25 protein-coding genes are annotated in these 25,546 nt (G+C 65.3%); 8 read left to right on the forward strand and 17 right to left on the reverse strand.

The window, feature by feature from the left end; translation table 11 throughout:
• Nucleotides 1-42: 42 nt before the first annotated feature.
• Nucleotides 43-1,185 carry an alpha-D-ribose 1-methylphosphonate 5-triphosphate diphosphatase gene (locus tag DAEP_RS0111505; protein ID WP_027244755.1) on the reverse strand — a complete coding sequence of 381 codons (1,143 nt, stop codon included), beginning with the start codon at nt 1,183-1,185 and terminating at the stop codon, nt 43-45.
• Nucleotides 1,186-1,235: 50 nt separating this feature from the next.
• Between DAEP_RS0111505 and DAEP_RS0111510 the strand changes: the two genes are divergently transcribed.
• Complete coding sequence (locus DAEP_RS0111510) at nt 1,236-1,919, forward strand: DUF1045 domain-containing protein (RefSeq protein ID WP_027244756.1); 684 nt, start codon at nt 1,236-1,238, stop codon at nt 1,917-1,919.
• Here the strand turns inward: DAEP_RS0111510 and phnN are convergent.
• The 7 genes from phnN to phnG are packed head-to-tail and all read right to left on the reverse strand — an operon-like array spanning nt 1,901 to nt 6,965.
• The gene (phnN, locus tag DAEP_RS0111515; protein WP_027244757.1) at nt 1,901-2,461 is read right to left on the reverse strand and encodes a phosphonate metabolism protein/1,5-bisphosphokinase (PRPP-forming) PhnN; all 561 of its coding nucleotides are present in this window, start codon (nt 2,459-2,461) and stop codon (nt 1,901-1,903) included. The genes DAEP_RS0111510 and phnN overlap by 19 nt on opposite strands.
• The gene (gene phnL, locus DAEP_RS0111520; RefSeq protein ID WP_027244758.1) at nt 2,458-3,141 is read right to left on the reverse strand and encodes a phosphonate C-P lyase system protein PhnL; all 684 of its coding nucleotides are present in this window, start codon (nt 3,139-3,141) and stop codon (nt 2,458-2,460) included. Before phnL ends, phnN begins: the two co-directional genes overlap by 4 nt.
• Nucleotides 3,142-3,151: 10 nt before the next feature.
• Nucleotides 3,152-3,922: a phosphonate C-P lyase system protein PhnK gene (phnK, locus tag DAEP_RS0111525; protein WP_027244759.1), complete on the reverse strand. Its 771-nt coding sequence runs from the start codon at nt 3,920-3,922 to the stop codon at nt 3,152-3,154.
• 47 nt (nt 3,923-3,969) lie between these two features.
• On the reverse strand, nt 3,970-4,827 hold the full coding sequence (locus DAEP_RS0111530; protein ID WP_027244760.1) for an alpha-D-ribose 1-methylphosphonate 5-phosphate C-P-lyase PhnJ: 858 nt from the start codon (nt 4,825-4,827) through the stop codon (nt 3,970-3,972).
• Nucleotides 4,824-5,924, reverse strand: a complete 1,101-nt coding sequence (locus DAEP_RS0111535; RefSeq protein WP_027244761.1) for a carbon-phosphorus lyase complex subunit — start codon at nt 5,922-5,924, stop codon at nt 4,824-4,826. The genes DAEP_RS0111530 and DAEP_RS0111535 overlap by 4 nt, the downstream gene beginning before the upstream one ends.
• A gap of 4 nt (nt 5,925-5,928) precedes the next feature.
• Nucleotides 5,929-6,513, reverse strand: coding sequence for a phosphonate C-P lyase system protein PhnH (gene phnH / locus DAEP_RS0111540; protein WP_027244762.1), 585 nt, complete (start codon nt 6,511-6,513; stop codon nt 5,929-5,931).
• Complete coding sequence (phnG, locus tag DAEP_RS0111545) at nt 6,513-6,965, reverse strand: phosphonate C-P lyase system protein PhnG (RefSeq protein WP_008557692.1); 453 nt, start codon at nt 6,963-6,965, stop codon at nt 6,513-6,515. The genes phnH and phnG overlap by 1 nt, the downstream gene beginning before the upstream one ends.
• A 107-nt stretch (nt 6,966-7,072) precedes the next feature.
• Between phnG and phnF the strand changes: the two genes are divergently transcribed.
• On the forward strand, nt 7,073-7,786 hold the full coding sequence (gene phnF, locus DAEP_RS0111550) for a phosphonate metabolism transcriptional regulator PhnF (protein WP_027244763.1): 714 nt from the start codon (nt 7,073-7,075) through the stop codon (nt 7,784-7,786).
• 170 nt (nt 7,787-7,956) lie between these two features.
• Here phnF and DAEP_RS0111555 read toward each other — a convergent pair whose 3' ends face one another.
• From DAEP_RS0111555 to DAEP_RS0111565, 3 genes are read right to left on the reverse strand one after another with little or no spacing between them, the layout of a single operon-like run.
• Nucleotides 7,957-8,760 (reverse strand): ABC transporter substrate-binding protein, encoded by an 804-nt coding sequence (locus tag DAEP_RS0111555; RefSeq protein ID WP_027244764.1) that lies wholly within the window; start codon nt 8,758-8,760, stop codon nt 7,957-7,959.
• Nucleotides 8,757-9,467: an ATP-binding cassette domain-containing protein gene (locus DAEP_RS0111560; protein WP_027244765.1), complete on the reverse strand. Its 711-nt coding sequence runs from the start codon at nt 9,465-9,467 to the stop codon at nt 8,757-8,759. The genes DAEP_RS0111555 and DAEP_RS0111560 overlap by 4 nt, the downstream gene beginning before the upstream one ends.
• Nucleotides 9,467-10,171 carry an ABC transporter permease gene (locus DAEP_RS0111565; protein ID WP_027244766.1) on the reverse strand — a complete coding sequence of 235 codons (705 nt, stop codon included), beginning with the start codon at nt 10,169-10,171 and terminating at the stop codon, nt 9,467-9,469. The genes DAEP_RS0111560 and DAEP_RS0111565 overlap by 1 nt, the downstream gene beginning before the upstream one ends.
• Nucleotides 10,172-10,510: 339 nt before the next feature.
• Here DAEP_RS0111565 and nadA point away from each other — a divergent pair, with 339 nt between their 5' ends.
• The 3 genes from nadA to nadC are packed head-to-tail and all read left to right on the forward strand — an operon-like array spanning nt 10,511 to nt 13,974.
• Nucleotides 10,511-11,563, forward strand: a complete 1,053-nt coding sequence (nadA, locus tag DAEP_RS0111570; protein ID WP_027244767.1) for a quinolinate synthase NadA — start codon at nt 10,511-10,513, stop codon at nt 11,561-11,563.
• Between the two features lie 3 nt (nt 11,564-11,566).
• On the forward strand, nt 11,567-13,123 hold the full coding sequence (locus DAEP_RS0111575) for an L-aspartate oxidase (protein WP_008556621.1): 1,557 nt from the start codon (nt 11,567-11,569) through the stop codon (nt 13,121-13,123).
• Nucleotides 13,120-13,974, forward strand: a complete 855-nt coding sequence (gene nadC, locus DAEP_RS0111580) for a carboxylating nicotinate-nucleotide diphosphorylase (protein ID WP_027244768.1) — start codon at nt 13,120-13,122, stop codon at nt 13,972-13,974. The genes DAEP_RS0111575 and nadC overlap by 4 nt, the downstream gene beginning before the upstream one ends.
• 60 nt (nt 13,975-14,034) lie before the next feature.
• Here the strand turns inward: nadC and DAEP_RS0111585 are convergent, their stop codons facing one another.
• The 6 genes from DAEP_RS0111585 to DAEP_RS0111610 form a co-directional block, all read right to left on the reverse strand.
• Nucleotides 14,035-15,504, reverse strand: a complete 1,470-nt coding sequence (locus DAEP_RS0111585; protein ID WP_027244769.1) for a hypothetical protein — start codon at nt 15,502-15,504, stop codon at nt 14,035-14,037.
• On the reverse strand, nt 15,501-16,265 hold the full coding sequence (locus DAEP_RS0111590; protein ID WP_027244770.1) for a class I SAM-dependent methyltransferase: 765 nt from the start codon (nt 16,263-16,265) through the stop codon (nt 15,501-15,503). The genes DAEP_RS0111585 and DAEP_RS0111590 overlap by 4 nt, the downstream gene beginning before the upstream one ends.
• An 18-nt stretch (nt 16,266-16,283) precedes the next feature.
• Nucleotides 16,284-16,664: a GtrA family protein gene (locus DAEP_RS0111595; protein ID WP_027244771.1), complete on the reverse strand. Its 381-nt coding sequence runs from the start codon at nt 16,662-16,664 to the stop codon at nt 16,284-16,286.
• 2 nt (nt 16,665-16,666) lie between these two features.
• Nucleotides 16,667-17,644 (reverse strand): glycosyltransferase family 2 protein, encoded by a 978-nt coding sequence (locus tag DAEP_RS0111600; protein WP_027244772.1) that lies wholly within the window; start codon nt 17,642-17,644, stop codon nt 16,667-16,669.
• Between the two features lie 202 nt (nt 17,645-17,846).
• Nucleotides 17,847-19,832 carry a CocE/NonD family hydrolase gene (locus DAEP_RS0111605; RefSeq protein WP_027244773.1) on the reverse strand — a complete coding sequence of 662 codons (1,986 nt, stop codon included), beginning with the start codon at nt 19,830-19,832 and terminating at the stop codon, nt 17,847-17,849.
• 239 nt (nt 19,833-20,071) lie between these two features.
• Entirely contained in the window at nt 20,072-21,175 is a 1,104-nt protein-coding gene (locus tag DAEP_RS0111610; RefSeq protein ID WP_027244774.1) for a CaiB/BaiF CoA transferase family protein, read from the reverse strand.
• 405 nt (nt 21,176-21,580) lie between these two features.
• Here DAEP_RS0111610 and zwf point away from each other — a divergent pair, with 405 nt between their 5' ends.
• Genes zwf through eda form a run of 3 tightly spaced genes read left to right on the forward strand, consistent with a single transcriptional unit; the run spans nt 21,581 to nt 25,540 of the window.
• Nucleotides 21,581-23,029, forward strand: coding sequence for a glucose-6-phosphate dehydrogenase (gene zwf, locus DAEP_RS0111615; protein WP_027244775.1), 1,449 nt, complete (start codon nt 21,581-21,583; stop codon nt 23,027-23,029).
• 48 nt (nt 23,030-23,077) lie between these two features.
• On the forward strand, nt 23,078-24,886 hold the full coding sequence (gene edd, locus DAEP_RS0111620; protein WP_027244776.1) for a phosphogluconate dehydratase: 1,809 nt from the start codon (nt 23,078-23,080) through the stop codon (nt 24,884-24,886).
• 3 nt (nt 24,887-24,889) lie between these two features.
• Nucleotides 24,890-25,540 (forward strand): bifunctional 4-hydroxy-2-oxoglutarate aldolase/2-dehydro-3-deoxy-phosphogluconate aldolase, encoded by a 651-nt coding sequence (gene eda, locus DAEP_RS0111625; protein WP_027244777.1) that lies wholly within the window; start codon nt 24,890-24,892, stop codon nt 25,538-25,540.
• The last annotated feature ends 6 nt before the right edge of the window (nt 25,541-25,546 follow it).

Below are 25,546 nucleotides of genomic sequence, written 5' to 3' on the forward strand. Positions count from 1 at the left end.
CCCCAGAGGGCGGGCGCGTCTCCCACCTCCGCGGCCGGGCGGTCAGGCCACCCGCAAGCCGCGCGACCATACGCCGCGTACCGCTGGCGCGCCCGCTGTCACACGGAACCGGATCAGATCGGCGCGCTTGCCTGTCTGCAGCCGCCCGCGGTCGTGCAGCCCCACCGCATCGGCCGGCGCATGTGTGACCGTGCCCAGGCCCCGCGCCGTGTCGCCCCACAGGTCGCCCAGCCTCACTGCCGCCATCAACAGAGCCGCCGGCACATAGTCCGACGACAAAATGTCCAAGAGCTCCAGCTCCGCCAGTTCATGCGCTGCCACATTGCCGGAGTGCGATCCGCCGCGGATCAGGTTCGGGGCGCCCATCATCACCTTGATGCCATGGGCATGGCAGGCCTGCGCGGCCTCCACCGTGGTGGGGAATTCCGCCAGCTGAATGCCGTGGCCTGCCGAAACGGCCACCTGCCCTGCCGTGGTGTCGTCATGGCTTGCCAGGACCGCGCCAAAGCGTTTGGCCGCCTTCACCGCCTCCGCCTCATGCAAGTCGCCATAGGTCTCGCGCAGCTCCCTTAGATGCGCGATATGCGCCTGGAATGCAGCATCGTCGAACCCGTGCTTGCCCTTCACATACTGTTCCAGCTTAGAAAGGTCGCGGAACTGCCGCTGCCCCGGAGTATGGTCCATCAGCGACACCAGCCCGACCCTGTCCGCTTCGCCAAAGGCCTCCAGCTCTGCCACCAGAGAATCCGAGCAGACCTCCGCCCGCAGGTGCAGGAAGTGCGAGATTTTCAGCGCGTCCGCCGCCCGAAGCTCCAGCAGCTCGCTGGCCAGCCCGCGGGCATAGGCGCCATAGCGGCTTTCCTTGCGGCTGATCGAGCCAACGCGCATCGCATCAAACACCGTGGTGATGCCAGTGCCCGCCAGCTCCGCATCATGGGCAATGATCGCGCTGGCATGCGGCCAATCCACCTTGGGGCGCGGCTGGATGTGGCGCTCCAGATTGTCGGTGTGCAGTTCCACCAGACCCGGACAGACATAGTCGCCCCCGCAGTCGACGGCGCCCGCCGGAACCGCAGTGCCCTCCGCAATATCCGCGATCTCACCGCCGGAAACCTTCACGCTGCCGGTGCGGGTTTCCCCCGGAAGCACCAGCGTGGCATTGGCAAGGATCAACTCTTCTGTCATCTGAGCTTCACATCTTTCGAGTTATGGAAGGCCACGTTTAGGAGGCCAATGTGACATTCACGCGATACGCGATCTACTATGCTCCGCCCGCGGACGCGGAATGGTGCCGGTTCGCCGCCAGCTGGCTGGGCTGGGACCTGGAAACAGGCCGCAGCCTGCCCCACCCGGAAAACACCGGGCTGGACGTGGCGGCGATAACAGAAGTCCCGCGCAAATACGGGCTGCATGCCACCCTGAAGCCGCCGATGCGCCTGTCTGATGGGCAATCCCAGTCGGCACTGGAAGCGGCCTGCGCGGCGCTGGCCGCAGCGCAGAAGCCGGTGACGCTCGATGGGCTGCACCTGGCCCGACTGGGCCGCTTCCTGGCGTTGCGCCCCACTGGCGATGAAACCGCGCTGAACGCCCTCGCCGCCGCCTGCGTCACGGAGCTGGACCCTTTCCGCGCGCCGCCGGCCCAGGCTGAACTGGATCGCCGCCGCGGCGCGGGCCTGAGCCCGGAGCAGGACAAGAACCTCACCCTGTGGGGCTACCCCTATGTGCTGGAGCAGTTCCGGTTTCACATCACGCTCACCGGCAAACTGCCCAAGCCCGACCTGCCTGCGGTCGAAGCGGCGCTGGGAGAGCGCCTGATCCCGCTGCTGCCTGCACCGCTGGTTATCCGCGGCATCGTGCTGGCGGGCGAAGCACGGGACGGCAGGTTTCACCTGATCCACCGCTACGCCCTCTCCGGCTGAAGGGCTGCCAGCGCGGCACTCACAGCTGCACTGAGCGCACCGCTGTTGTCGATTTCATGCACCCTGCGCAGCCCGTCCGGCAAGGGATTGACTGCGCGGGCCAGACGGCGCTGAACCTCTTCGGCGCCTTCCCGCCCGCGGGCAGACAGCCGCTCGGCCAGCACCTCCGGCCGTGCCGTCACCGACAGCACGATGAAATCGCCGAACACCTCCTGCGCCTGCAGCAGCACAGCCCGGGACAGATTGACCAGCACGCCGCCGGCACCGGCCCGCAACGTCTCAATGTCGCGCGGGATGCCGTAGTGCAGGCCATGCGCCTGCCAGTGCAAGGCGAAGACGCCATTTCGCTCAAGGGCCGAGAATTCAGCCTCCGTCACCGCCTGGTAGTCCTCCCCGCCCGCCTCGGGCGCGCGGGTAATCACCCGCCGCATCAGCCGCAGCCGGGGACCGGAGACCGCAAGGGCAGACATCAGGCTGTCCTTGCCGGCGCCCGACGGCCCGACCACGGCAATGACCGGGCCCTTTGCCGCACGCGCACTCATGCCGCCGCCTTTGGTGCAAAGCCAGAGACATCAATGAACCGGTCGCAAACCTGCTGGCGCGCCGCTTCATCGTGGAAGATACCGATGATCGCAGCCCCCCGCGCCTTGGCACCTTCGATCAGCGCCAGCACGGTGGCGCGGTTTTGCGCATCGAGGCTCGCTGTCGGCTCGTCCAGCAGCAGCGCCGGATACTCATATGCGAAGCCGCGCGCGATATTCACCCGCTGCTGCTCGCCGCCCGAAAATGTAGTGGGGCTAAGGCTCCACAGACGTTCGGGGATGTTGAGCTGCGCCAGAAGCGAGGCCGCCTTGTCCCGTGCCTGATCCGCCGGCGTGCCGACCGCCAGCAGCGGCTCGGCCACGACATCCAGCGTTGGCACGCGCGGAACCACCCGCAGGAATTGGCTGACATATCCCAGCGTCTCACGGCGCAGCGCCAGAATCTCCCGCGGCTCGGCCTTGGCCACATCCACGCCGCCCACGACCACGCTGCCGGAAGCCGCCAGATAATTGCCGTAGATCACACGCATCAGGGTGGACTTGCCCGCGCCGGAGGCCCCGATCAGGCCGGCGCATTCGCCAGGCTTCACGCTCAGGCTGGCGTTCTGCATCACCGGGATCACTGCGCTGCCCTGGTTATGCAGGGTGAAGCTTTTGCTCACGTTCTTCAGTTCAATCATCGCCCCGTCCTCAGACTTGCAGCACGCTGGAGACCAGCAGTTGGGTATAAGCGTGCTGAGGGTCGTCCAGCACTTGATCGGTCAGCCCGGTTTCCACCACATGCCCGTCCTTCATCACCATCAGCCGGTCCGCCAATAGCCGCACCACAGCCAGGTCATGTGTCACGATGATCGCGCTCAGCCCCATTTCGCGCACCAGACCGCGCAACAGGTCCAGAAGGCGCGCCTGCACCGACACGTCCAGACCGCCGGTCGGCTCATCCATGAATACCAGCCGCGGGCCGGTCACCAGATTGCGGGCAATTTGCAGGCGCTGCTGCATACCGCCGGAGAAGGCTGAGGGGCGGTCATCTATCCTGTTCTCCGAAATTTCCACCCGGCCCAGCCAGTCGGCCGCCTGCTCGCGGATCGCGCCATAGTGACGGTTGCCAACGGCCATCAGCCGCTCGCCGATATTGCCGCCGGCACTCACGGACATGCGCAATCCGTCGCGGGCGTGCTGATGCACAAACGCCCAATCGGTGCGGCCCAGCATCCGCCGCGCCGGTTCAGACATGGTGACGGTATCCACCGGCCCGTCAGCGCGGGTGTCAAAGATCACCTCCCCCCGGTCCGGCACAAGGTGGCCCGCCAGGCTGTTCAGCAGCGTCGACTTGCCGGAACCGCTTTCGCCCACGATCCCCATCACCTCGCCCGGATAGAGGTCGAAGCTCACACCGGTGCAGCCAACCCTTGCGCCATACATCTTGGCGACGTCTTTCACTTGCAGCAAAGGCGTCATTGCCTGCCCTCCCGCCAATACTTCTGAGACTTTTTGCACGCTCTCCATTACGCCGCTCCCTCTCCCAGGCGGCCGGTATGGCCTGCGTCACGCCGCGTGCGGCAGTAATCGGTGTCCGAACAGACAAACATCCGGTTGCCCGCGTCATCCAGGATCACCTCGTCGAGATAGCTGTCCTCCGCCGCGCACAGGTCGCAAGGGTGATCCGCCTTGCTGGCCTCAAACGGGTAGTCTTCAAAATCCAGGGACACAACCTGCGTAAAGGGAGGCACCGCATAAATGCGCTGTTCGCGGCCCGCGCCGAACAGCTGGATCGCCGCCATTTCCATCTTGGGATTGTCGAACTTGGGGATAGGTGAAGGGTCCATGACATAGCGCCCCTCCACCTTCACCGGATAGGCATAGGCGGTGGCAATCGCACCGTGCTGCGAGATGTCCTCGTACAGTTTCACGTGCATCAGCCCGTATTCCTGCAAGCTGTGCATTTTGCGGGTCTCGGTCTCCCGCGGCTCCAGGAAACGCAGCGGTTCCGGGATCGGCACCTGGTAGACCAGGATCTGATCTTCGGTCAGCTCTGCTTCGGGGATCCGGTGGCGGGTCTGGATGACGCTGGCCTTCTCCGTTTCCTCGGTAGTGGCAACCCCCGCCGTCTTTTCAAAGAACTTGCGGATCGAGACCGCATTGGTGGTGTCATCGGCGCCTTGGTCGATCACTTTCAGCGTATCCTCCGGCGTCAGCGTCGCGGCGGAGACCTGCACGCCGCCCGTGCCCCAGCCATAGGGCATGGGCATCTCGCGGCTGGCAAAGGGCACCTGATAGCCCGGCACCGCCAGCCCTTTCAGGATCGCCCGGCGGATCATGCGCTTGGTCTGCTCATCCAGGTATGCAAAGTTGTAGTCGTTCATTCCGCAGCCTCCCGTGCCGCCAGCGTCTCAGCCAGCTCTGCCGCTTCCCGGCGCAGTTTGCGGACCAGCTCCAGCTCGGACTGAAAATCCACGTAATGCGGCAGTTTGATGTGCTCTAGAAAGCCGGTCGCCTGGATGTTGTCGGCGTGGCTCAGTACAAATTCCTCGTCCTGCGCGGCGGCGCCAACGTTATCCTCGCCCAGCTCTTCCCAGCGCAGCGCCCGGTCGACCAGCGCCATGGCGATGGACTTGCGCTCTGACTGGCCAAAGACCAGCCCGTAGCCGCGGGTGAACTGTGGCGGCACCGTCTTGGAGCCCTTGAACTGGTTCACCGTTTCGCATTCCGTCAGCTCCACCTCGCCGATTTCAACGGCAAAGCCCAGCTCAGGGATGTCCATCTCAACCGGCACCGTGCCAATGCGCAATTCGCCGACAAAGGCGTGGTTGCGGGCGTAGCCTCGCTGAGTGGAGTAGGCCATGCCAAGGATGAACCCCTCATCGCCGCGGGTCAGCGATTGCAGCCGCACCGCGCGGCCTGCCGGAAAAGACATCGGCTCGCGGGTCAGATCGCCCGGCACGCCGTCCGAGAACGGCTCGCGCTCGATAATGTCCTCGCCCTGCAGGAACTCACTGATATGCGGGGTCGCCTCCAGGCGCGGCTCGGACACCGGCGCCTCTGGCACCTCACCCTCCGCCGCCAGTTTGAAATCCAGCAGCCGGTGGGTGTAGTCGAACGTCGGACCCAGCACCTGTCCGCCCGGGGCGTCCTTGAAGGTAGCCGAGATCCGGCGGTCGCAGGCCATCTCCCCGGTCTCCACCGGTTGCGAATAGCCGAACCGCGGCAGGGTGGTGCGGTAGGCGCGGATCAGGAAGATGGCCTCAATCAGATCGCCGCGGGACTGCTTGATCGCCAGAGCAGCAAGGTCCGGATCATAGAGCGAGCCTTCGGCCATCACCCGGTTCACCGCCAGGCTCAGCTGCTCGCGGATCTGGGGCAGGCTCAGCTCCGCAACACTGGTATCGCCGCGGCGCTCCTCTGCCAGCCAAGCATGGGCGTTCTCAATGGCGCGTTCGCCGCCTTTGACAGCAACATACATGGACTCAGGCCTCCCTGGTGATGCCGGTGGACCGCGGCAGCGCAGCCACCTGCGACCCCGAGGTGAAGAAGAAGTCCACTCCCAGCGGGTAGAGAGCGGCATTGTTCTGGAACGCAGTTAGTTCCGGCAGCTGCATCCGGGCTGTGCCTTTGATGCCGGGGCCGCTCAGCACCGCGTTGGGGGCAGCGAAACCGGGCGTTTCGACAATCAAAGTGGCCGAGCGGTCTGGATATTCAGGGGTGCCGATGCGGAACCGGTCCAGCGGCATCAGCGCCTCCCAGCTGCCAAGCGCGAAATCCGCCTGCTCCGCCGGGACAACCGGCGCGCCCGTGTGAAACGCCAGCCAGCCGCGCAAGTCCCCGCTGTCGGTGCCCGGTGCAAGATAAACACCGGTTTCCGGATCGCACAGCGTGAGCAGCAGGCTGCCCGCCGCGACTGATATCCCTTCAGGCGGTACGGCCCCGGTGACGTCCTGAACCTGTCCGGGCCGGGCCATGGCCTTCATCGCGGCGCGGAACGCATGTGCCGCAGCCACCGGAGGATTGCTGAAGCCGCCGGCATAAACGGCATTCCGGGTTTCCAGGCTCATCAGTCTTCCCCCCGCACCATGGTGAAAAACTCGACCTTGGTCGCCGCCGCCTTGGCGGCTCGCGCGTTCTTTTTCGCCTGCCTCTCTTCGGCCAGCGGCTCCAGCACTGCCTTGCGCACGCCCGCCGCCGCACCGGTCTGCATCAGCGCGTCAATCTTGGCGGCCATTGCCGCCTTGGCCTTGCTGCGCCCCTGCACATAGCCGTGACCGACAGTGCCATCCTCCAGAGATACCGCACAGCGCGTTACAGTCATTTCCCCCAGATTGAAGGGCGCACCGGTCCCGCCCATGCGGCCCCGCACCATAACGCCGCCGGCCTCGGGCGGGCGCAGCCAATCATAAACGGGATCAATCCCGCAGCCCTGCCACAGCTCTGTCAGCCGGGCCTCGTCAGCAGTGGCCAGAAGGCTCATCCAGCCCTTGCGGTCCGCTGCGGAAAAAGTGGTTTTCATCTGTCTATGCCTCTTGGCCGGGTTGTCTACATCAACTATACAACTAGACAAATGTTAGCCGAGTCGCCCCGGCCGGCGCAATCGAAGACTTATGAAAGTTCCATGACATGGCCCGCACCCCGGTTTGGAAATCCATCGCCATCGCCCTGACCGATGACATTGCCCAGGGCCGGTATGAGACCGGCGGCAAGCTTCCGGCTGAGGCCCAGCTGTCGGCGCGGTTCGGGGTCAACCGCCACACCGTGCGCCGGGCGCTGGCGGACATGGCGGCGCAGGGACTGGTCCATTCGCGCCGAGGTGCTGGGGTGTTCGTGGCTGCCAAGCCAACCGACTACCCCATTGGCAAGCGGGTCCGGTTCCACCAGAACCTCGCACGCGAGGGACGGATACCGGGCAAGAAACTGCTGACTCTGGAAACCCGCGCCGCAGGGCTGCGCGAGGCTGAAGCCTTGCGGCTGACGGCGGGCGACCCGGTGCTGGTTTACGACGGGCTCTCATTGGCCGACGGCCAGCCCATCGCCCTAGCCCAAGCGGTGTTCCCGGCCGGGCTGCTGCCAGGGCTGCGCGAGGCACTGGAGGAGGAGAGCTCGATCACCAAGGCCCTGAAACGCTGCGGGGTCGAGGACTACACCCGCCGCGAAACCCGCATCGCTGCCAAGCTCGCCACCGCCACCCAAGCGCTGCATTTGCAGATCAGCGAAGGGGCTCCGATCCTGCGCACGACATCGGTCAGCGTGGACACTGCAGGAACGCCGGTCGAGTTCGGCCGCACCTGGTTCGCCGGCGACCGGGTGACGCTGACGGTGGGCGGTGAACCCTAACGCGGAATACTCCCGCCTGCTGCAGCGCAACTGAAATCGCGCCTCGCAGTTGGGCGCGGCACGGCGCCACGCCCAACCGTGCAGGGCATTTACAATGCCCGGAATGGGCGGGAGCACCCTGCTCAGCTCTGCCGCGGCGTCCGGCGGACGCTCAACAGGGGCAGCCCCGGTTACTGTTCTGCGTTGAAGACAAACAGCGTCTCGCCGTTGATCCGGTAGCCGTTGATCAGCTCTTTCGCCTTGTCAGAGACCAGCCAGCCCTCCAGCTGCATCGCCAGGCCGTTCTTCACGTGGCCGTGCTTTTCCGGGTTCACCGGGATATAGGCATACTGGTTGAACAGCACGGGATCCCCGGCAAACAGCAGCGCCAGCCCTGCCTTGTTGCCAAAGTTCAGCCAGCTGGCACGGTCCGACATGATATAGGCATCCATGCCCGCCGCCGTGTTCAGCGCAGCCCCCATGCCTGCACCCACAGCGCGGTACCAATCCCCAAACCCTTCGGGGTCCAGCCCGGCAGCGTTCCACAGCGCCAGTTCTTTCTTGTGGGTGCCGCTGTCATCGCCGCGGCTGACGAAATTCGCCTCCGCACCGGCAATCTTTTGCAGCGCCGCGGCTGCGTCTTCTGCCCCGGCCACCCCGGCCGCATCGCCTTTGGGACCGATGAGGACAAAGTCGTTGTACATGATCTCGCGCCGGTGGGTGCCGTTGCCGCCCGCCAGAAACTTTTCCTCGGCCTTTTTGGAATGCACCAGGATCGCGTCGACGTCGCCCGCCTCGCCCAGCCGGATCGCCTGGCCGGTGCCGACCACCAGCAGCTGCACATCCAGGCCCAGATCCTTCTTGATCTCCGGCAGCAGGATCTCTGCGAGACCGGAATTGTGGAAGGAGGTGGTTACCGCCATCTTCATCTCTTCCGCCAGCGCGGCGGTGGCGAAAACCATAGATGCAATGGCACCGGCTATCAGACGTTTCATTCGACAATATCTCCGTTCAGAAAAGCACGCCCCTGCGGCGTTTGCGGCCCGGCAAAGAACACCTCCGCCGGGCTGAATTCGTGAATGCGGCCGCCCAGGACAAAGATAACCTCATCCGCCAGCCGCCGCGCCTGCCCCATGTTGTGAGTGGACATGATCAGCCGCGTGCCGCTGTCAGAGGCATCGGCCAGGATCTCTTCGATCTCACGGGTGGCGCGGCCATCAAGGGCAGCGCAAGGTTCATCCAGGAACAGAACTTCCGGCTCGCGCACCAGGGCACGGGCCAGAGCCAGCTTCTGGCGCTCGCCGCCTGACAGCATGGTGGCCTGGCGCTGCAGGATCTCTCCAAGGCCGACACGGCCCGCCCAGTCCGCCGCCCGCGCGCGCGCCTCACGGCGGCTCATGCCGGTCAGCCGCAAGGGATAGGCGATGTTGTCGCTCACCGTGCGGCGCATCATAACCGGGGTCTGGAACACGAATGCCTGCCGCTTCTGCGCCTCTTCCAGCGGGCAGGCCCAGTTCAGGCTGCCGCCGTTCATCCGCACAATGCCATGCAGCATCTTCAACAGCGTGGTCTTGCCCGCCCCGTTGGGGCCAATGACAATGGATGTTCCCCGCCCGCCAAGCGTCAGGTCAACCGGGCCGACCAGCACCTTGCCGCGCCGGCGCACCTGGGCGCCTTGGGCCACCAGCGGAAACATCTGCATCACCAGCGCCCCTCGCTCTCGGTGCGGCCCAGCCAGTGGATCGCCAAGTTGACCGCAATCGCCAGCGCGATCAGCACAAACCCAAGCCCCAGCGCCATGGCGAACTCCCCCTTGCCTGTCTCCAGGGCAATCGCCGTGGTCAGCACCCGGGTGGCATGGTCAATGTTGCCGCCCACCACCATGATTGCCCCGACCTCGCCGATGGCACGGCCAAACCCCGCCAGCGCCGCAGTCAGCAAGGCGCGGCGGCCGTCCCACAGCAGCGCCTGGATGCGCTGGAACTGGGTTGCGTTCATCGAGATCAGAAGATCGTGGTAATCACTCCAAAGCTCCCGCAAGGACTGATGCGCGACCGAGGCCACCAGCGGCACCACGATGATCACCTGCGCGATGATCATCGCCGTGGGCGTGAACAGCAGGCCAAAGACACCGAACGGCCCGGCGCGGGACAAGAACACATAGACAACAAGCCCCACCACCACCGGCGGCAGCCCCATCAGCGCGTTCAGCACCGCAATCGTGGCCCGCCGCAGCCGGAACCGGCGCACCGCCAGAAAGGCCGCCAGCGGCAGCGCGATGGCACAGGCGATGGCAAGCGCGGTCAGCGTCACCCGCAGGGAGCGCAGGGTGATTTCCACCAGATCCGCGTCCAGCGTCACCAGCAGCCAAAAGGCCTGGCACAGTCCTGCCCACAGATCAGTCATCCCGCTCGCTCAACTCCGCATCAGCCCGGTCAGACCGGGTCTAACACCCTCTGACGGATTTCAAAATCACAGGAGGAGGCATTGGAACAGCTAAAAACGGCAGAGCTCTGGAAAAAGGCCCGTTTCACCACCATATCAACCCGGTCAGTCAAAGGCTTAGCACTGAAACCCCGGCTCCGGCGGGGTCCTCCGGCAAGGGCACTCCGGCCCATGCCGCCTGTTAGCGCCAAATCACCGCATTTGGCCGCAAATCCATTCACGCGCGCTTGCGTGCGCGTTTTGAACGTGAAACAACCCCCGCCCAAAGTGTCACCCTGGACGCAACCTTGAGGAAACGCCATGTTCGACCTGCAATCCATGCGGGATCAGCTCGCCGCCCACTATGATCTGGCCCCCAACCCGGCCTTGGCCGAACAGATGGCAGACATCTACGCGCGTATGAACCGCGTGGTGAACCCTATCGAATGGGCCGCCCATGCGCCTTACGTTGCGGCGATTCTGGAGCTGAAGAAGCAGCGCAACGCGGTGATTCTGGCGCATAACTACATGACGCCGGAGATCTATCACGGCATCTCGGACTTTGTCGGCGACAGCCTGCAACTGGCGATTGAGGCCACCCGGGTCGAGGCCGACGTGATCGTGCAGTGCGGCGTGCATTTCATGGCCGAAACCTCCAAGATCCTGAGCCCGGAGAAAACCGTGCTGATCCCCGACATGGAGGCTGGCTGCTCCCTGGCCGAGAGCATCACCGCCGAAGGTGTCGCGGAAATGCGCCGCCGCTACCCGGGCGCGCCGGTCGTCACCTATGTGAACACCACGGCTGAGGTCAAAGCCGCGTCGGACATTTGCTGCACCTCCTCCAACGCCGCGCAGATCGTTGCGGCGATGGAAGAAGACACCATCATCATGACGCCGGACCAGTACCTGGCCCAGAACATTGCCCAGCAGGTTCCGCAAAAGAACATCGTTTGGTGGGAGGGCTCCTGCATCGTGCATGAGCAGTACACCGCCAAGGACCTGCGCGATTTCCGCGAGTGGAACCCGGGCACCCGGCTGATCGCGCATCCCGAATGCCCGCCCGATGTTGTGGCCGAGGCCGATTTCTCCGGCTCCACCAGCGGTATCGTCAAATACGTGACCGACGAAAAGCCGGAAAAAGCTCTGCTGATCACCGAATGCTCGATGGCCTCGAACATCGCCGATCAGCTGCCTGAGGTGGAGTTTGTTGGCCCCTGCAACATGTGCCCCTACATGAAGAAGATCACGCTGGAGAAAGTCCTGTGGTCGCTGCACACCATGACCGAGCCGGTCGAGGTTGATCCCGAAGTGGCCGCAAAGGCGCGTGTCGCGGTGCAGCGGATGATCGACCTTTCGCAGAAACTGGGCATCTGATCCGTGGTCGAAACCGGCCGCATTGTCATTGCCGGCGCAGGCTTGGGCGCGCTGTACGCTGCGCTTGAGCTGGCCCCCAGGCCGGTCCTGGTGATCTCTCCCGAAACCCTGGGGGAAGGCGCAAGCTCAGCCTGGGCGCAGGGCGGTGTGGCCGCTGCCATGGCCAATCACGACACGCCGGAAGCCCACGCCGCGGATACTCTGCAGGCCGGTGCCGGCACCGTCGACCCGGAGGTCGCCGCGATGGTCACCCGGGTGGCCCGCGAGCATATCGTCGACCTGACCGAGCTTGGCACCCCCTTCGACCGCGACGCCGACGGCAATTATGTGATGAGCCGCGAAGCCGCCCATTCCGCCGCTCGCGTGGTGCGGGTCAAGGGCGATCAGGCTGGCGATCAGATCATGCGGACGCTGATTGCCGCGGTCCGCGCAGCCCCCTCTGTGCAGGTTCTGGAAAACACCCAGGCCGTGCGGCTGGAGGCCGAGGGCAGCACCGTCACCGGCATCTGGATCACCCGCGCCGACGCGCCCTCAGCCCCGGTGCTGATCAAGGCACCCGGCGTGCTGCTGGCGGGCGGCGGCTCCGGCGGGCTTTATGCCCACACCACCAACCCGCCCCGCATCCGCGGCCAGGTGATCGGCTTTGCCGCGCGCGCGGGCGCCCGCATCGCGGATCCGGAATTCGTGCAATTCCATCCCACCGCCTTTGACATCGGCGAGGACCCCGCGCCGCTGGCGACCGAGGCCCTGCGCGGCGAAGGCGCGGTGCTGATTAATGCAACTGGCGAGCGCTTCATGCTGGCCGCGCACCCGGATGCAGAGCTTGCACCCCGCGACATCGTTGCGCGCGCCATCTTTGCCGAAACCCAGGCTGGCCGCCGCCCGATGCTCGACACCCGCGCAGCGCTCGGGCCCGAGGTGCTGACCCGCTTCCCAACGGTCGCCGAAACCTGCGCCCGTGCGGGCATCGACCCGGTGCAGGAGCCGATCCCCGTTGCCGTCGCCGCCCACTACCACATGGGCGGGGTCGAGGCCGACATGAAAGGCCGCACCAGCCTGAAACATCTCTGGGTCTGCGGCGAGGCTTCCTCCACCGGCCTGCATGGTGCCAACCGGCTCGCCTCCAACGGTTTGCTGGAGGCGCTGGTCTATGCCCGCAACGCGGCCCAGGACATGGCCTCTTTGGACAGCCCGCCAGACGCAGAAGACGTCCGCCCCAGTTTTCCGGAAGGCGGACAGGAAATGGATCAGGCTGCGCTGGAAAGCCTGCGGCAGACCATGACCGCCCACGCCGGGGTGCGCCGTACCGGCGCCGGCCTGAAACAAGCGCTGGCCTCCATCGCCCGGCTTGAGGCCGAACAGGCGGCAGACGAAAACTTCATCAACATGTGCGCCACCGCCACGCTGATCGCTGCCGCCGCGCTAAGGCGCGAAGAGAGCCGCGGCGGCCATTTCCGCGACGATTTCCCCAAGGCCGACCCCGCGCAGGCCCACCGCACCCGCATCACCCTGGACGAGGCCCTGGCCATCCGCGCCGAGGCCGTGAAGGAACTGACATGAGCACCCACTTCGCCACCCTGCCCGACCTGATCCTGGAACCGATGGTGCGCGCCGCCCTGATGGAGGACCTGGGCCAGAACGGTGACATCACCACCCGCGCGGTGATCCCGGCCTCTGCCACCTACGCCGCCCGGCTGAACGCCCGCGAGGACGGCGTGGTGTCGGGAATGCAAATCGCCCGCATCGCCTTTCACCTGGTCGATGCCGGGCTGAAGGTGGACACCCTCCTGTCCGACGGCAGCCCTTGCAAGAAGGGCGACACCTTGATGACCATCGAAGGCTCCGCCGCCTCGATCCTGTCGGGGGAGCGTGTTGCGCTGAACTTTGCCGGCCGGCTGACAGGCATCGCCACCCTGACCGCGGCCTTTGCCGCGCAAACCAAGGGCACCGCCACCCGCATCACCTGCACCCGCAAGACAACACCGGGCCTGCGCATCGCCGAGAAACAGGCGGTGCTGCACGGCGGCGGCTTTAACCACCGCTTCGGCCTGTCGGATGCGATCCTGATCAAGGACAACCACATTGCCGCTGCGGGCGGGATCAAGGCCGTGCTCGACGCCGCCAAGGCCAGCGTCAGCCATATGATGAAGGTCGAGATTGAGGTCGACACCCTGGATCAGCTGGCCGAGGTCATCGCCACCGGCGGCGCCGATGTGGTTCTGCTCGACAACATGGATACGCCCACGCTGGCCAAAGCAGTCGAGATGGCCAGGGGCCAGGTGGTGACTGAGGCCTCCGGCAACATGCGGCAGGAGCGCATTGCCGAAGTGGCAGCGACCGGCGTCGACTACATCTCTTCCGGTGCGCTCACCCATTCGGCCCGAACCCTCGATCTGGGCCTCGACTTCTGATTTTCCAAAGCGGGCAAGCTGCGGCTGGCAGGCCCTCACCTGCCTGCCCGATCTGTTTCGCTAATCCGCCTGACGCAGCTGACGGGCCGCTTCAAGCTTGTCCTGCCGCAGCGCCTCGGGCGACAGCATCAGTACAGAACCGCCGTCGATCTGGCGCACCTCGAAGCCTGTCCGGCCCAGCAAACCGGCGCGCAATTCCTCCGGCAGTTGCGTGCAATCTTCAGGACGGCTTTCGCACATTACAATCTCGCGCCCGGTGAGATAGTGCAGGCGGAACGCAACCGAGTGGTGCTTTTGCAGATCCGATTTGCGGGCTGCCTCCAGCGACAGATAGGTGCCGGTGACGTACACCGGACCTTGCCCTTCAGCCAGCTCCGCTGCCATTACCCGGCTCACCCTGTGCCATTCAGACAGAACCCGGTGGGTCAGCCCGCCAAAGATCACATGGACCGCGGTCACGGCAAACAGCAGGTTCCGGCTCAGCCGCGGCCGCCCGCTGTCGCGCAGCGTCAAGACGAACAGACCGATGAACATGGCCCCGAAGATCCACAGGAACCCGCCAGAGCGCACTGGCATGTCGATACCGCTGCGGATCACCTGCAGGCAAATCAGCGCGAGCCCCAGCGCTGCCCCGGACAGCAGGTAAATCGCCCGCCATTTGTCCTGCCGCAGCACGCCCCAAACCGCGCAGGCCAGCAAGCCCCACTGCAACAGCACCAGCACCGTGTTGTTATAGGCCCCCTTCTGCGCCAGGCTGACCAGGAACTGCCAGGCAAGTTTGGAGTTTTCCAGCGCCGACGCCAGATCCCGGGCCGGACTGGGGTTGCGCCATTCCGCCATCGGCACGCCGAACACCCCATGCACAGCATAGTTCAGCGAATAGATTGCCAGCATGCCCAGCGCGAAACTGGCAATGAACAGCGCCAGCAGCCCCGCAAGATCCCTGGCGGAGCGCGCGACGCCCGCGCGTGTCAGGCTCAGCGCCAGGATCAGGAACGGATAGGTGGTGTAGGCCATCAGCGAAACCGGCACAAACACCAGCATCAGCCAGCGGCAGGCCCGCTCGCTCAGCCGGGTGGCCAGCCAAGCGTAAAGCGCAACAATCGCCAGCCCGGGGATCAGCGTATTGAACCACAATGAAATCAGCACCCAAGGCAGGCCGAGACCAGCAATCAGTGCTACCATCACCCGCTGCCAGATCTCTGCTTCCCGGCCAAAGGCGTTGTGCACCAGGCAGCCAAGGTAGACAGCCCACAGAAATTGATAGGCGAGGAAATTCAGCCAGGCGGGCGTCACGAAACCGCGCAGGTGCCACAGGTAATTCACCCAGCGCCCCTCAGTCAGGGTCTTTGAGTAAAACAGCGATGGATCTGCCAGCAGCGCGGGGTAGTCATCATGCCGGATCATCGGATCCGGCAGCTGGAACAGCGCGGTCAGCAGCAGCATCGAAAAGACCGCTGCCACCGTGACCGGCAGCTGCGGCAGGGCGCGCCGCGGCGCAACGCTGCTGCCGGCAGAGGCCAGTGTCATCCCGCGGCCTCCTGCAGGCGGCGGGCGCGGCGGGCCAGCACAGCGGCGCGGCCCTGAGCGATTCTGGTCACCATCGGCTGCGGCATGAGCGAGACAATGCCGCGCCGCATCCGCCAGCCCAGGCTGCCCGCCAGCGGCACCTTCTGCCCCGCCGGGATTTCGGTTGCCAGCACCTCTTGCGGCAGCCCTTCCCGGCCCGCGGCGTTGGCATAAAGCACGGTGTTATAGCGGTACCAAGGCTCGACGCCCTGCATGTGCTTCAGCCGGGGGCGGGCAAAGTCAAAGGCGGTGAACCCGCGCGCGGCGAACATTTCCTGCCAGAAGGACAGCGGTTTTTCGTTGATATGGAACTCGCCCCCCTGCCCCGGCACCGCGGCCGAGAACAGCACCCGGTCGGCGTGGCGGGTCAGGCTGCCGACCAGCTTCTCCGAGGCTGCCTCCGGCAGGTGCTCCCCCACCTCAAGGCTCTGCGCCAGGTCGAACTTGCGGCCCAGGTCAAAGGGTTTGGTCAGGTCAGCGGCGTGAAACTGCTGGCGCGGGATCGCCAGCCGGTCGCGGTCGACATAATCGCCGTCAACGCCAGCCACATCTGTCACACCGGCCTTGATCCACTCGCTCAGCCACACGCCGCGGCCACTGCCCAGGTCCAATACGCTGCCCGCCTGCAGATGAGGCTGAACCACCGAAATCATCGCCTGCGCCGAGGAGCGCGCGCCCTGGTCGATGTAGTCATAAAACTCGTTGGAATAGATATGGGACATGATTGCTCCGAACTTTAGTCAGCCAGCCGCGGCATACACCCAGAGGCGGAAGATGATGAAATTCTGAACCGGCAAGATCACCGTGACGGCTGCGGCGGACAGCCAGTCCGCCCAGCCAAGCGCCGGGCCGATGAAACCCGTGATCAGCGCCGAAACGGCAAAACCGGCAGCAATGGTGCAGGCAAACCGCGCCATCTGATCCGGCAGGCCCAAAGGGCGGCGGAAGGTCCACCAGGTTTGCAGCACATATTGCACCGCAACCGCACCAGAAAAGGCCAGCGCATTGGCTGCACCCTGCTCCGTCCCCGCGGCCAGCAGCGCGGTATAGGCCAGCACATACAGCCCCGCGACCGTCGCGCCGACGATGGAGAAGCGCAGGATCTGCCCGGTGTCCGCCATGCTCACGACGCTTCCTTGCGCAGCGGCGCGGGCTCGATCTGCAACGGCTCAGCGGAGGCGCCGCCGCCGGTTTCCTCCGACAGGAAATACATCGGGCGCTGCTTGCTCTCCATGTACAGCCGCCCGATGTATTCCCCCATGATCCCCAGCGTCAGCAGCTGAATTCCGGAGAAGAAGGAGATCGCCAGCAGCATTGACGCCCAGCCGGGCGCGGTGTTGTAGAGGACCAGCGACAGGAATACGTAAACCGCCATCAGGAAGGTCACGTAAAGGCTCAGGAACGCCAGCCGTGTCGCCATCTTCAGCGGTTTGGTCGAAAAGCCGGTCAGCGCGTCGGTGGCAAAGCGCAGCATCGCCCGGAAGGGGTACTTCGTCTCGCCCGCGACCCGCGCATCGCGCACATACTCCAGCCCGATCTGTTTGAACCCCGCCCAGGCGAACATGCCGCGGATAAACCGCGCTCGCTCCGGCATCGCCAGAACCGCATCCAGCGCCCGGCGGCTGACCAGGCGGAAATCGCCGGTGTCCTTGGGAATGTCCACATCCGACAGCGTGTTCAGGAAACGATAGAACAAAAAGGCGGTGGCCTTCTTGAACAGCGTTTCCCCCTGCCGTTCGGCCCGGCGCCCGTAAACCACGTCATATCCGCGGTCCATCATCATCATCATATCGGGCAGGATCTCCGGCGGGTCCTGCAGGTCTGCGTCCAGCATAAAGATCCGCGCGCCGCGCGCAGCCTCCAGCCCCGCGGTCAGCGCCACCTGATGCCCGCGGTTGGCCGACAGCCGTATGCCCCGCACCACCGGATGCCTGGCATGGGCCGCCTCAATCGCTGCCCAGGTGCCGTCGCTGGAGCCGTCATCCGCCAGGATAATCTCGGCGTCCTGCGCCCATGGTTCAATGGCCTGCACCAGCCGCTCCACCAGAAGGGGAACCGACTCTTCTTCGTTGTAGCAGGGCACAACAACGGAAAGCTGCACTTTCTCGCCCTCAAATCTGTTTGTTAACCGCTCGTTAACCGAGATACTGACCGATCCGGCGCAGGCAGGGCAACGGCGGGACGCTAAGAGCTGAATTTGCAATTAAATGGTTAAGGGCCTGTGTGCTTTCGGTAACGCACTGTGGCGAAACCGGGGCAAATGCGGACGAATTGCCGAAAATCCGCCCGCATCACGCCCCGGTTTACAGCACGCCGCGGGGAATCGTTTCCTGCCACTCCCTGGTCAGCACCACATCCCGATCTGCGCCCTCGTAAGCGGTCACCTTGCGCCAAAGATAGAAGTTCTCCCGGTCGCAGGTCATTTTGTTCCCGGTCTCGATCGCGACCTGCCAGCCGCCGCGCTCAAATTCGAAAGTCCAGTCACTGGCAAAAGCCGCCGTGGCCGGATCCTGGGGATGCACTTCATAGTGCATGGTCACATGGCTGCCCGCGCACATGCCGTGATAAGGGTCCACCGCCTTGCCGTAATCGTCAAAGGTATCCAGCACCAGCGCGCCGTCCTCCCGTGTCCAGGTTCTGGAAGTGCCGCCAGGCGCGCGCAGCTGCTCGGCCTGCAGCACCGGATACTCCCGCGGCGCGCCGGGGTTTTGCGGTTCGATCTCCTGTTCCGCCTTGCGTTCCGGCAGGATCAGGGCGCACGCCTCCAGATGCAGCGTCACCTCCGCGGCCTCCGGCGCGGGCCACACAACCGGCCAATAGGAGGCCGACAGCGCCAGCCGCAGCACATGCCCCGGTTTCAGGCGGTGCGCACATTCATTCAGCTCAATCTCCGCCTCATAGCGCTGCCCGGGCACCAGCCTTTCCGGCGTTTCGTACCCGTTGCGGCATGTCAGGTTCAGCGGCCGGAAGGTGATCCGCTGCGACACGCCTTCGGGCGAGACATCGCACAACCGCGCCACCAGCTGCGCCACCGGTTTGTCGGCGCTGAACGTCACCTTAAGCCGCGGCCTGCCCAGCAGTTCCAGCGGCTCGGTCAGGGGTGCGGTGTCGAAACAGGAGGACAGCTTATCATCTTCCGCCTGATCGCCCGCCAGCTCATTGTCAAACCGCATACCCGGGCAGAAATAGCCGGAGGCCTGCCCCACAGTCGCGGGGTTGCTGACTACGGTGACACCGCTGCCCGGCTGATCCGCCAGCACGCCCTGCCCCAGATGCATCACCCGGTCCCGCACATTCGGCGAGGGCCATTCAGCCTCCGCCACCCAGCGGCCCCGGCGCGGCTTGTTCTGCATGGTTGGGTTGAAGTGCTCCTGCATGAAGACGCGATAATCCGGCAAGTCTTCGGCGCCGGTCTCCTCGCCCTTCAGCCACTTGCCGAACCAGCGCAGCACCTCGCCGTGAAAATCCGCCGGATCCAGCTTGGCGATATGGGCATAGCGGTGCTCCCACGGGCCGATCATGGCCTTGGCGGGCACGGTCAGATTGGCCGCCAGCGCCGGCGGCGCATTCACATAGGCATCGGCCCAGCCGGTGATCGCCAGGACCGGCGCCTGGATCGCCGTCCAGTCCTCGCAAACCGACCCGTGCTTCCAGAAGCCCCCCCGCGTCTGGTGCCGCAGCCACTCCGCAGCCATGAAAGGCATCCCCTCAATCCGCTTGATCCAGTCCTCGCGCCAATCCGCCCGGTGCTCGGGATCCGCAGGCCGCGACTGATAGGCGAACATCTGGCTGCCCCAGTTTGCGTTGTCGCTCAGCAGGCAGCCGCCCATGTAATGGATGTCGTCGGCGTAGCGGTCCACGGTCGAGGCCACCGACACCACCGCCTTCAGCGCCTCCGGACGGCGGAAGGCCAGCTGCAGACCGTTGAATCCGCCCCAGCTGATGCCGATCATGCCAATATTGCCGCCGCACCAATCCTGCGCCGCGATCCAGGCCAGAACCGCCTCGCCGTCGCTCAGCTCCTGTTCGGAATATTCATCGTCAAACACGCCCTCGCTGTCGCCGGTGCCTGCAATGTCCACCCGGATACTGGCATAGCCTTCGGCGGCGAAAACCGGGTGCGTGGTTTCATCCCGGGGCGCGGTGCCGTCGCGCTTGCGGTAGGGGAGATACTCCAGGATCGCCGGAAACGGCCCCGCGCCCTCTGGCATCCAGATCCGCGCCGACAGCCTGCGACCGTCCGGCAGAGGGATCCAAGTGTTCTCAATGATGCGGTAAGCGCCGGGCATGGAAATATTCCTGTCGTTGGTTTGGCATTGGCCACACTCAGCAAATTCTCCAGATCAGCCGCCGAAGGAAAGGGAGCATTTGTGAGCGGATGTAAGCGAACTGACGCGGTTTAGCCCCTAACCGAGACGGCCAGCCTAGGAACGCCGCTGATTTTTTTCGTTTTCCTGCCCGATCCGGCCGCACCCGCACCGAGCCGCCGGGGCGGAGCCGGATGCCCCTTCAATTGGCATCGGCACGGTTATTCCGGCAGTTTCGGCGCCGACTTTTCCAGCGCCAGTTCCGCGTCCGAGAACTTCCACGGTCCCCGCACCCCCGGCACCCCCTCCGGTGCGATCTGCATTTTCCGGTGCTTGACCTGCGGATCCTCGAAAGCCTGCCCTATTGTGTTGATCGGTCCCGCAGGCACCGTCGCCGCCTCCAGCGCCGCCAGAAGATCCGCTTGCGTCCACCCGGCCAGAACCTGCTCCAGAATCGCTGTCAGCGCCTTGCGGTTGGCGACCCGCATCTGGTTGGTCTGGAAACGCTCATCGGCCTTGGCCTCCGCCAGCCCCAGCACATCGCACAGCCGCTGGAACTGCCCGTCATTGCCCACCGCCAGAATCACATGGCCGTCCTTCACCGCCATCACCTGGTAGGGTGCGATGTTCGGGTGGTCATTGCCCAGCCGCGTGGGGCTGTCGCCGGTCGCCAAATAGTTCATTGCCTGGTTCGCCAGCAGGGCCGTGGCGCAATCCAGCAGCGACATGTCCAGATGCTGGCCGCGGCCCGTCCGGTGGCGCTGCTCTACCGCTGCCAGAATGCCGATCGTGCCATAAAGCCCGGTGACGATATCGGTGATCGCAACACCGACCTTCTGCGGCTGCCCGTCCTGCGCGCCGGTGATCGACATCAGCCCCGACATGCCCTGCAGCAGGAAATCATACCCCGCCCGTTTGGCATAAGGCCCGTCCTGGCCAAAGCCGGTCACGGAGCAATAGATCAGACGGGGATTGATTTTGCTGAGGCTGTCATAGTCCAGCCCGTATTTCTTCAGCCCGCCGACCTTGAAGTTCTCGATCAGGATGTCGGCATCCTTGATCAGTTCAAGAACCGCCTGCTTGCCCTCCTCGGTCCGGAAGTCGGCAGTCACACAGTCCTTGCCGCGGTTGGCGGCATAATAGTAGGCGGCCGACTTGTCGCCATCGCGTTCGATGAAGGGCGGCCCCCATTTGCGGGTATCGTCGCCGTCGGGACTTTCCACCTTCACCACTTCGGCACCGAGGTCCGCCAGCGACTGGCCGATCCAGGGCCCGGCCAGGATGCGGGCAAGTTCAACCACCTTGAGGCCTGCAAGCGGGGTCATGGGCACTCCTCCCTGTTGGTGCCATCGTCTTTGCCGGTATGCTTAGCCGCTGCGCCGCCTTGCTGCAAGATTTGATCAAATCGCAACCCGGCGAAAGCGCCCCGCAAGCTAGGAACCGGAAACCGGCGCGCATTCCGGCCGGAAACCGCATGTTTTCCGAGCCGTTTCCCGCGACGGGAAACGGGTTTCTGCGTGCCGCGGCGCCGGGGTCTCTGTGTGCGTATCATCCAGCTTATCCATCACCTGCTTCAACGGGCAATTTCCCGATGGAATGCTGCAGGACAATATGTTAGCGATAACTCAACTTTAACCGGCCTCGGGCCAGCGGAGGCAATTGAATTGCCCTGCCCCAGGCGGCACAATGGCCCGGCCTTTGGCCCTCAATGGAACAGCGATGTAAAATCAATGGTTTCCCGCGTCATCCCCGTCCAGCCCTTTGACCTCGTGCTGTTTGGCGCGACCGGCGACCTGGCCCGCCGCAAAATCCTGCCGGCGCTGTTCCACCGGTTCCAGATCGGCCAGTTCAACACGGAATGCCGGATCATCGGCAGCTCGCGCAGCGAAATGACCGCAGAAGAATTCCGCAGCCAGACCGCCGGCGCCATCCGCGAATTCGGCCAGGATGTGGAGACCACGGCCGAGGAAATCGCCGGCTTCACCGCGCTTTTGGACTATGCCGCGGTGGACGCCCGGGGCGAGAGCGGCTGGGATGTGATTCACGGGAAACTGCGCGACGATGCGGTCCGCGCCTTCTACCTGTCGGTGGGGCCGGCCCTGTTTCCCGACATCGCCCGCCGCCTCAGCGAAACCGGCATCGCGACGCCCGAAAGCCGGATCGTGCTGGAAAAGCCGTTCGGCCATGACCTCGCCTCGGCCCGGGCGCTGAATGCGGCGCTGCGGGACCACTTCGAGGAACAGCAGATCTACCGGATCGACCATTATCTGGGCAAGGAAACGGTGCAGAACCTGATGGCGCTGCGGTTTGCCAATTCGCTGTTCGAACCCCTCTGGAACTCCTCTCATATCGACCACGTGCAGATCACCGTGGCCGAAAGCATCGGCATAGAGGGGCGCGAGGAATATTACGACAAATCCGGTGCCATGCGGGACATGGTGCAGAACCACCTGATGCAGCTTCTGTGCCTGACCGCGATGGAGCCACCCGCCCATTTCGCCCCCAACGCGGTGCGCGACGAAAAGGTCAAGGTGATCGAAGCGCTGCGCCCGGTGGCGCAAACCAGCATCGCCCGCGGCCAGTACCGCGGCAAGGCCGGGGACGGTTACCGCGATCACGCGGGCAACCCCGCCAGCCGCACCGAAAGCTATATTGCGCTGAAGGTGGAGGTGGCGAACTGGCGCTGGGCCGGCACCCCCTTTTATCTGCGCACCGGCAAGCGCCTGCGAGAGCGGGTGAGCGAGATCGCGGTCTATTTCCGCGACCCGCCGCACAACATCTTCGAAGGCTCCGGCCCGGTGCATGGCAACGTGCTGGTGATCCGGCTGCAGCCGGATGAGGGCATCACGCTGAAGACCACCATAAAGGACCCCGGCCCCGGCGGCATGCGGCTGACCGGCGCCAACCTGGACATGACCTTTGCTGACGAGCTGCCGGAATCGGGGCGTCCGCAGGACGCTTACGAGCGGCTGATCATGGATGTGATCCGCGGCAACCAGACCCTGTTCATGCGCGGGGACGAGGTCGAGGCCGCCTGGGCCTGGGCCGATCCGATCATAGCCGGGTGGCAAGACACCGGCGAAGCCCCGCAGCCCTATGACAGCGGCAGCGCCGGGCCCGATGACTCGCTTTTGCTGATTCACCGCGACGGCCGCCGCTGGCGCAGTATCGGAACCTGAGACAGCCGCCCTCCCCTTTGCCCCCGCAGTTTGCTACAAAGGCCCCACATGACCTTGAATTCCACACTGGCCGCCGTCACCGACCGCATCATCGCCCGCAGCGAAACCACGCGGGCAGCCTATCTTGAACGGATGCGCGCGGCCCGCGGCAAGGGGCCTGCGCGCGCGCATCTGTCCTGCTCCGGCCAGGCCCATGCCTATGCCGCCACCGGACCGGACCAGCAGACACTGGCAGAGGCCTCCAAGGGGCATCTGGGAATTGTCACGGCCTATAACGACATGCTGTCCGCGCATCAGCCGTTTGAGACCTACCCGGCTTTGATCCGCGATGCTGTGCGCGAAGCGGGCGGCACCGCGCAGGTGGCGGGCGGGGTGCCCGCGATGTGCGACGGCGTCACCCAGGGCGAGGCCGGGATGGAGCTTAGCCTGTTTTCCCGCGACACCATCGCCATGGCCACCGGCGTCGCGCTCAGCCATAACGTCTTTGACGCTGCGGTGTTTCTCGGGGTCTGCGACAAGATCGTGCCGGGGCTGGTGATCGGCGCCCAGGCGTTCGGCCATATTCCAGCGGTGTTCCTGCCCGCAGGACCCATGACCAGCGGCCTGGCCAATGACGAAAAAGCGCATATCCGCCAGAAATTCGCCGCTGGCGAGATCGGCCGCGAGGAGCTGCTGAAGGCCGAGATGGCCGCCTACCACGGCCCCGGCACCTGCACCTTCTACGGCACCGCCAACACCAACCAGATGCTGATGGAGTTCATGGGGCTGCACCTGCCCGGATCGTCCTTCGTGAACCCCGGCACGCCCTTGCGCGAGGCGCTGACGGTGGCAGGCGCCATGCGTGCGCTCTCGCTCAGCGCCCTTGGCAACACTTACACCCCGGTCTGCGACGTGCTGGACGAGAAAGCCTATGCCAACGGCATAGTCGGGCTGATGGCCACCGGCGGCTCGACCAATCTGCTGATCCACCTGATCGCCATGGCGCGGGCAGGCGGCATCCTTTTGGACTGGCAGGACTTTGCAGACCTCTCCGACGTGGTGCCGCTTCTGGCCCGGGTCTATCCCAACGGTCTGGCCGACGTGAACCATTTCCACGCGGCTGGCGGGCTGGGCTACATGATCGGCGAGCTGCTGAAAACCGGCCTCCTGCACCCGGACACCAGAACGGTCGCGGGCGACGGGCTGGAGCATTACACGCAGGAACCTTTTCTGACGGAAGACGGCCTCACCTTCCGCCCAGGCCCGGGGCAGAGCCTGAACGACGCCGTGCTGCGCCCGGCGGATGCGCCGTTCCAGAAATCCGGCGGACTGAAGCGGCTGACCGGCAATCTGGGCACCGCGGTCATCAAGGTCTCGGCGGTGGCGAAGGAGCACCACGTGGTCCAAGCCCCCGCCCGCGTCTTCCACGACCAGGAGGAGGCCAAGGCCGCCTTCAAGGCGGGCGAGCTGACCGGCGACGTGATCGTGGTGGTGCGCTTTCAGGGCCCCAAGGCAAACGGAATGCCGGAACTGCACAGCCTCACCCCTTTCCTCGGCATCATGCAGGGCCGCGGCCAGCAGGTGGCGCTGGTCACGGATGGCCGGATGTCGGGCGCTTCCGGCAAGGTGCCGGCAGCGATCCACGTGGTGCCTGAAGCGTTGGACGGCGGGCCGATTTCCCGGATCCAGGACGGCGACCTGCTGCGGCTGGATGCGGCCAAGGGCACACTGGAAGTTCTCACCGAAGGCGCACTGGAGCGCGAGCCAGCGACCGCCGACCTCAGCGCCCATCAGCACGGCACCGGGCGTGAGCTGTTTTCCCTGTTCCGCCGCTCGGTCGCTTCGGCCGACGAAGGCGCCAGCGTGTTTGGAGTGTAAGCCATGCGGATAACCCCACAGGACGCCAGCCTGCGCACCTGCGAGATTTGCGCCATGGCGCCGGTGATGCCGGTGCTGGTGGTGGACGACACGGCCCACGCCCGCCCCTTGGCCGAGGCGCTGGTTGCCGGCGGCCTGCCCGCGCTGGAAGTCACCCTGCGCACCGGCGCGGCGCTGGACGTAATCCGGGAGATGGCGCAGGTGAAGGGCGGCGTGGTCGGGGCCGGCACCCTGATCACCCCCAAGGATGCCGAAGCCGCCAAGGAGGCCGGCGCGCAGTTCGGCGTCTCCCCCGGCGCGACCGATGCCCTGCTCGACGCCTGCGAAGCGATCGGCCTGCCGCTCTTGCCCGGCGCGGCCACCGCGACCGAGGCGATGCGGCTCTTGGCCCGCGGATACGGAATGCTCAAGTTCTTCCCGGCTGAAGCCTCGGGTGGTGCCCCGGCGCTGAAAGCCATCGGCGCGCCGCTGCCGCAGATCTCCTTCTGCCCCACCGGCGGCATCAGCCCCGCCAATGCCGGAACCTACCTGAGCCTGCCCAATGTGGTTTGCGCCGGCGGCAGCTGGGTGGCCCCCGCCGATCTGGTCAAGGCCGGCGACTGGGGCGCCATCGAGGCTCTGGCGCGCGACGCCAGCAGGCTCGGCAAAAGTTAAGCCAGC

It is taken from the genome of Leisingera daeponensis DSM 23529 (assembly GCF_000473145.1).
Classification (GTDB): Bacteria; Pseudomonadota; Alphaproteobacteria; order Rhodobacterales; family Rhodobacteraceae; genus Leisingera; species Leisingera daeponensis.